Consider the following 6,873-nt stretch of genomic DNA (forward strand, 5'->3'; position numbering starts at 1 on the left):
GAAAACCCTCGATGATAGTTTTTTAACATACACTTCATTTACTCAAAAGGAAAATAATAACCTACATAATTAAACACATTTGTAAAACCTACATTTTCTACAACGGCCACAGAAGGTTTATTTATTTCCATGCAGTCCCAATATGGAATAATATTATTCTCCAAACATTCTTTTACGACACTATGAGCTATCGTTTGAGCTAATTTTCTCCCTTGGTGATCTTCTATCGTTTCAATATCTATGCAATGTATATTGTCAAAGACGAACCCCGAAAAACAAACACTTACAATCATGTTTTCAAAAACTATGCAATAGCCTATTCCCTCGTTAAAAAATTCATCAGGTGAGGACCAAAACTCTAAAATTTTTGATTGTAAAAACTCAATATTCTTCAATACATCCCCTTGATTTTCATAGAGAGCTTTACTCATTTTTATCACTGTATACCCTTGTTCCATTTTAGGTTCATGATTCCCCTCATAATCCTCTTCCTTTAGCGTATACACTCTTTGATTCCAACTCTTTAATTTACGATATTGAAATATTTTTTCGATTGTTTTATTCCACTTTGAATGATTACCAATTGCTTCAAAGCAATTTAGTCCAGCCCTTCTCGCCTCAGGTTCTATCACATTATCAATAAAACTATTCATTTCATTATTAAACTTTTCATTTTCTGCACTTCCTATAAAAAAGAAGCCATCATTATTCCCTAACCAAATAAGTCCTGATTTAGGAGAATAGATGTTATCTACAAATATACGACCAGGATTCAATCCTGCAATTACAGCCTTTACTTCTAATTTCCCTTTTTCATTTAGTAAACTGTTACATTTATAATAATCATCCTTTTTCAATTCAGAAATCATATGTTACGCCCCTCCCTGAAACTGCTCTATTCTAACTTTACCATCATGACAGAATATTCTCTATTCATTTTAATAGTTGCTTTAAATCAATAAAAAAGAGCCAATCTCCTATACGATAGAAGATTGGCTCTTTCCTTTATTTACTCCCCTGTTTCAGAAAATTGCTTTATACGTTCTCCAATTTCATCGCGAACACGTTGGAATTCAGACCACTCTTTTCCTGCTGGATCATCGAATCCCCAGTGAACACGATTTACGTGTGGAGGTGTCGACGGACAAACAGAATCTGCATGACTACAAAGGGTAACGACTAAATCAGCGTTATTTAAAATATTTGAATCGATTATATCTGATGTTTGATTCGTTATATCAATATTTACTTCATTCATCGCTTTAACAGCATTTGGATTTACTCCGTGTGCTTCGATTCCTGCAGAATATACATTCCACTTATCACCTACATATTGTTTGCCCCATGCTTCTGCCATTTGGCTTCGGCATGAATTTCCTGTGCATAAGAAATAGATTGTCTTTTTGTTTTCCATGTTGTTTTCCGCCTTTGTTTTTAAATTATACTGGTTGATCATTAAAATATTTACGCTTAAACCAAAAAGCGACGTTTACAAGTGCAATCATTACAGGTACTTCCACTAACGGACCAATAACAGCTGCAAATGCTGCGCCTGAATGAATGCCAAACACACCAACTGCTACAGCAATTGCTAACTCAAAGTTATTACTACCTGCTGTAAATGCTAACGTTGTAGTCACCGGATAGTTTGCACCAATTTTTCTTCCCATAAAGAAAGAAACAAAAAACATGACAATAAAATAGATTAATAACGGAATCGCTATTCTTACAACATCTAGCGGCACGCTAACAATCATTTCCCCTTTTAAAGAGAACATAATGATGATTGTAAATAGTAATGCAAGTAATGTAAGTGGACTGATCTTCGGTATAAACACCTTTTCATACCATTCTCGTCCTTTTAACTTAACGAGTACAAATCGCGTCAACATACCTGCTATAAATGGAATTCCCAAATAGATAAACACGGATTTCGCTACTTCTGCCATTGTAATATCAATAATAGCCCCTTCAATTCCTAACCATTCTGGAATGACTGTTACAAACACGTATGCATAAACGGAGAAGAATAACATTTGAAATACTGAGTTAAAAGCCACTAAACCTGCAGCATACTCTTTATCCCCGTCTGCAAGGTCGTTCCAAACAATTACCATTGCAATACAACGTGCTAAACCAATCATTATGAGCCCGACCATATATTCTGGCTTATCAGGAAGAAAAATAATTGCTAAAACAAACATAAGTACAGGTCCAATAATCCAGTTTTGTACTAAAGATAAAACTAATACTTTTACGTCTTTAAATACTCGACCCATTTCCTCGTAACGAACCTTTGCTAATGGTGGATACATCATGACGATTAAACCGACAGCTAGCGGGATAGACGTTGTTCCAACTTGTAATGTATTCAGTCCATCTACTACACTAGGAAATACAAACCCTAAACCAATCCCAACAGCCATAGCTAGAAAAATCCATAGTGTTAAATATCGATCTAGAAAAGATAAACGTTTCATTTTATTTTCCATCTCCTATTAACAACAAGAATTTTGTTCTACTACGTTAGAAGTCGTGCAACAAGATGGCTCTTCAATTTTATGAACATCACTCTGTGCTTTTGTATAAAAGAATTCCCACTCGTTCCCATCAGGATCCGTTACCCAAAACTTATCTTGCACTGCATAGCAACAAGTTGTATCCATCTCATCACGTGCAAAGAAACCTTCTTTTTCTAATCTTTCTTTATGCAATGTAATCTCTTCAGCTGTATCCACTTGGAAACCGAAATGATTTACCTGATTTCCGTTCACTTCATCTCGTACGTTCAGCGTGAAATTAAGTCCTGGCGTCTCTAATAAAAATTTTGCATAATCCACTTTTACCTTAACTGGTGACACACCAAATACCTTTTCGTAAAATTCAATAGACTTCTCTAAATCCGTAACATTTATACCAACGTGAACATATCTCATAGCTTATTCCTCCTCTTTATATGATATTAATCAATTTTTTTTGATTAATAGTACAAAATTTTAACAACAGCTACCTTTACCTGTTTTTCTAAAAATACAACATAATTCTTCTGATAATAAATTGTTTACTTCCGCATCATTTAAATCATAATAGCTCCACGTACCTTTTGTTTCTTTTACAATTAAACCTGCATCTAATAAAATCTTTAAATGATAGGACAACTTAGATTGCGTCATTTCAAAAACCTCTGTTAAATCACATACACAAGTCTGGCCCCGCTGACAAAGCTCATACATAATCTCTAAACGCTTCTGATCAGCCAACGCTTTAAACTTTTTCTCATATAACTTAAAATCCTGTGCCACTGTAGTTCACTCTCCCTTCATCAATTTTTTTTGATATTTATAGTATATACGCAGATGAGTTTTATATGCAACTAGTTCATCAAGTTTTTTGATTTATAAAAACCTTCCTCGCATCCTATCTTTGTTACAATTAAAAAAGACCATAGCTTTTTCAAAAATGAAAAACTACGGTTCTTTTTACAACTGAATAGTTACAATATGTCCGAGGAATGGAGTCTCTATAACTGTTTTAAATTTTAATTTGACCATTTTAGAGTAGCGCCCCATCACCATCAAGCTAAGAAAAACAAATACCCCCAAATGAAAAAAATCGATATAACGCTTCGGCAAATAAAGATAACTCTTGTTTTTGGTGCATATTCATAAAAAGCACGTCATCCTTTCTCATTAACATAAGAGAATAGTAATGTGCTTTTAATTTCAAAAATAGACTAAATCCTTAAGTTGATGGTTGTGGGGCGGGACCCCAATAAGAACGGTATATAAGGTTGTATGAGAGGTGTTAGTTCCATTCCAAAGGCCTCACCCGACGATTAACTCAAGTACCGCTTTCGGATGACCCCCATGTGATGAAGTTCGTGTCCTGCGATACCGTACGCGAGGGCGCGCGCCGTAATGCTTAGGTCGTTGGCTGTGCCCTTGCGGGTCCACGCCTCCGCCGGTAGCCCGCGCAGCAATGTGATCGTTGATTGCCGTACGGCCCGGTAGTCTTCGGCCAATTGCTCGGTTGTCCAGCTTCCAAAAGGAGGCATGAACAATTCCTGATCGAAACCAGTCAGAGGCGTCTGGTCCCCTCTTGCGAACCGGAGCAGGCGGTAGGTCATGACACGTTCCGCATCTGCAATGTGGCCCACGACTTCTTTCAGCGTCCATTTTCCTTCCGCATACCGATATGCGGCCTGGCTTTCAGTCAACGATGCCAGGAGTTCGGTCATTTGCTTTTCCTGGGCGAGCAAAATGTCGATGATGTTACCGTCCGGCACCAAACGGATATATTCGCCGGAGTTCCCGGCGTATTCTTCTTCTGACGGTCTTTGATTCATTCGTAGTCACCTCTTTATGTACATATAGAAAATTATAGCGCTCGTCTATGTATAATAAATTCGCGAAACGATAGAACTTCCCTTCTAATAATCGAGGATAAGCAACTATTTAGTTGGTCAGTCGCCACACTATCCTGATTCGTTAGCACAATAAAAATTATCTGTTATACAATATTTCGAAGTTATTAATATATAGGTAACACTTTCTTTTTTAATTTAAAGATGAATTTTCAATTATATTTTGAAATGAACCGGAGTAAAACACACTAGTCTAACTACTTTTTTATACAAAAAAGAATAGCGAAGATCCCTAGAATCTCTGCTATATCAATGATGTATAAAATCTTATATAAGTGATAGATAGACATAGAGACAAAAAATTTAGTAAAAACAAGGAGTCTATGAAAAACTTGCTACCGACAATAGGAAGTTATGTTAACCTCACATGTATAGAATATACAAGAAAAACACGATACATCACTTTTTATAAATGGTATAATAAGGAAAAAGAGAGGTGAAAAACTAATGGACGACTCTATGTTTGCGTTTCGAGTTGTTTTCAATGCACTAACATCATTCTTTTCCAACGGGGTCTGGGTCGTTTTGTTCTTCTTCTTGTTAAATAAAACGTATGAAAACAAAACTTTCAAAACAGCATCGAGTATTATTACTGTTGTTGTCTTAGTATTTTATTTGTTTTATTGCATTCGGAATAGCATGTAATGCCTTTCTTTGAATAAGGTAGGGAAATCCCCCAGTATCCAAGACTAAATTTTACCCATACATCATTTTTTGGATCTAGCTCTTGAAGATAAAAACTATTTAATTTTCAAGGAACAGTTATTAACTTAAAACTTATTATACGAGGAGAGTGTATCATGAAAAAAATATGCTTTGTATTAATTGTCGACGCTGGTATAAATTATGGTTCAATATTTTCTCTACCATTTTTAAGGAATCAGGATGATTTGAAGGAATATTTTTCTAAGTATTATGATGTTTCAATTAATTATATTAGGGATAAAAACTCAGTTGACTATTTGGTAGTCCCCAAACCGTGTCCACCTTTTGATAATGAAAATAATCTTCCAATAATTGAAGTACCAGCAATCTTATTTATGGAAAAGGATTTTGAAAAAATAAAGACTTATATAGACAATTATTTTTCTAATAACCCATAAAGAAAATAAAAGTACAGTAAAAAGAAGTCCAATAAAAAACGAGTGGCGTAGAATATTTCTATTAATCATTCGTTTTTTATTATATTTACATATATTTTTTAAAAGAGGATTATAGACGTTCTGAAAAAAATTAATTATAACAAGAACAGTGTTCGTACCCCAATAAGAGGGGTTTACATTACTTCCAATAACGAGAATTATGTAAATAAGCTGTCCATGTGGACAGCTTATTGTTTTTTTGCTTAGAGTGCAAAATTCGCGTCTTGTTGGCGGTACCCCATTGCCATCAACCTAAGCTTTTGAGATACTCCCCATAACAAAATTCCCGCATCTTTACAGTTATTTATGAGAATTCAGCTCATTTTTTCGTTTTGGGGAACAATCAATTTCTTAAGTTGATGGGTATGTGATAATGCTTCCATTTGAACAAATTTTCCTTTTCCATACCGATCACACATCTTTTGTAGAGTAATAGTATCAGCATATCCCAGTTTAAGAGGTTACTTACAAAACATTTAGAATTTTTTTGCGAGAATCCTCCAAAATGTAATACGGACTTTAAATATTTTCATTTATAATTCTCTATTTGTCTATACTTTTCATACCGCTGTTGTATAAGCTCTTCCGAGGATAATAGTATCAATTTTTTTAGAGATGATTCGATTACAGATTCAATCATTTTTGCCTGTGATTTTATATCATTTTGTGCTCCACCTTTAATTTCAGGAATGATTTCATCAATAATTCCTAAATGTTTTAAATCTTTTGCTGAAATTTTCATATGTTCAGCAGCTTCTGGAGCATACTTAGCGTCCTTCCATAGGATAGATGCTGCTCCTTCTGGCGAAATTACCGAGTACCATGAATACTCTAACATATGGATATGGTTACCGACACTAATGCCAAGAGCTCCACCACTTGATGCCTCTCCAATTACAATACAAACAATTGGCACTTTAAGTGTAGTCATTTCAAATAGATTTCGAGCTATCGCTTCAGAAATTCCACGTTCTTCAGACCCTATCCCTGGATAGGCGCCTATTGTATCAATAAATGTAATAATAGGGCGATTAAATTTATCAGCTTGTTTCATAAGTCTTAGCGCTTTTCTATAACCTTCTGGATGTGCCATTCCAAAATTTCTTTCTATACTTTCCTTTGTATTTCTACCTCTTTGATGACCAATAACCGTAACGGGCATTCCTTTAAATTTTGCAATACCACCTATCATTGCTTTATCATCACCATATAATCGATCACCATGAAGTTCGAGAAAGTTTGTAAACAATAAAGGTATATAGTCCAATGTCGTGGGTCGGTTACGTAGCCTTGCAATTTGAACTCGTT

General features: G+C 35.0%; 9 protein-coding genes. 2 read left to right on the forward strand and 7 right to left on the reverse strand.

Annotation, left to right across the window (positions count from 1 at the left end):
* Positions 1-38: 38 nt before the first annotated feature.
* The 6 genes from ABH961_RS21000 to ABH961_RS21025 form a co-directional block, all read right to left on the reverse strand.
* Entirely contained in the window at positions 39-869 is an 831-nt protein-coding gene (locus ABH961_RS21000) for a GNAT family N-acetyltransferase (RefSeq protein WP_098132409.1), read from the reverse strand.
* A 140-nt stretch (positions 870-1,009) separates the two neighbouring features.
* Positions 1,010-1,414: an arsenate reductase (thioredoxin) gene (gene arsC, locus ABH961_RS21005; protein ID WP_098848167.1), complete on the reverse strand. Its 405-nt coding sequence runs from the start codon at positions 1,412-1,414 to the stop codon at positions 1,010-1,012.
* Between the two features lie 25 nt (positions 1,415-1,439).
* On the reverse strand, positions 1,440-2,480 hold the full coding sequence (gene arsB, locus ABH961_RS21010; protein WP_098080522.1) for an ACR3 family arsenite efflux transporter: 1,041 nt from the start codon (positions 2,478-2,480) through the stop codon (positions 1,440-1,442).
* An 18-nt stretch (positions 2,481-2,498) separates the two neighbouring features.
* Positions 2,499-2,936 carry an ArsI/CadI family heavy metal resistance metalloenzyme gene (locus tag ABH961_RS21015; protein ID WP_048543677.1) on the reverse strand — a complete coding sequence of 146 codons (438 nt, stop codon included), beginning with the start codon at positions 2,934-2,936 and terminating at the stop codon, positions 2,499-2,501.
* A gap of 60 nt (positions 2,937-2,996) precedes the next feature.
* Complete coding sequence (gene arsR, locus ABH961_RS21020; RefSeq protein WP_048543675.1) at positions 2,997-3,302, reverse strand: arsenical resistance operon transcriptional regulator ArsR; 306 nt, start codon at positions 3,300-3,302, stop codon at positions 2,997-2,999.
* Between the two features lie 533 nt (positions 3,303-3,835).
* Positions 3,836-4,345 (reverse strand): DinB family protein, encoded by a 510-nt coding sequence (locus tag ABH961_RS21025; RefSeq protein WP_098080520.1) that lies wholly within the window; start codon positions 4,343-4,345, stop codon positions 3,836-3,838.
* A 525-nt stretch (positions 4,346-4,870) separates the two neighbouring features.
* On the opposite strand from ABH961_RS21025, the gene ABH961_RS21030 reads away from it, so the two are divergent.
* Together ABH961_RS21030 and ABH961_RS21035 are read left to right on the forward strand one after the other, a co-directional pair.
* Complete coding sequence (locus ABH961_RS21030) at positions 4,871-5,068, forward strand: hypothetical protein (RefSeq protein ID WP_002096482.1); 198 nt, start codon at positions 4,871-4,873, stop codon at positions 5,066-5,068.
* Positions 5,069-5,223: 155 nt separating this feature from the next.
* Positions 5,224-5,526, forward strand: a complete 303-nt coding sequence (locus tag ABH961_RS21035) for a hypothetical protein (protein WP_000717613.1) — start codon at positions 5,224-5,226, stop codon at positions 5,524-5,526.
* 568 nt (positions 5,527-6,094) lie between these two features.
* Here the strand turns inward: ABH961_RS21035 and ABH961_RS21040 are convergent.
* Positions 6,095-6,873 (reverse strand): acetyl-CoA carboxylase carboxyltransferase subunit alpha (locus tag ABH961_RS21040; RefSeq protein ID WP_404519923.1); only part of this gene is annotated, 779 nt, incomplete at its 5' end.

Origin of the sequence: Bacillus sp. RC251, assembly GCF_044908765.1 — a bacterium.
In the GTDB taxonomy this organism is placed as follows: Bacteria; Bacillota; Bacilli; order Bacillales; family Bacillaceae_G; genus Bacillus_A; species Bacillus_A wiedmannii.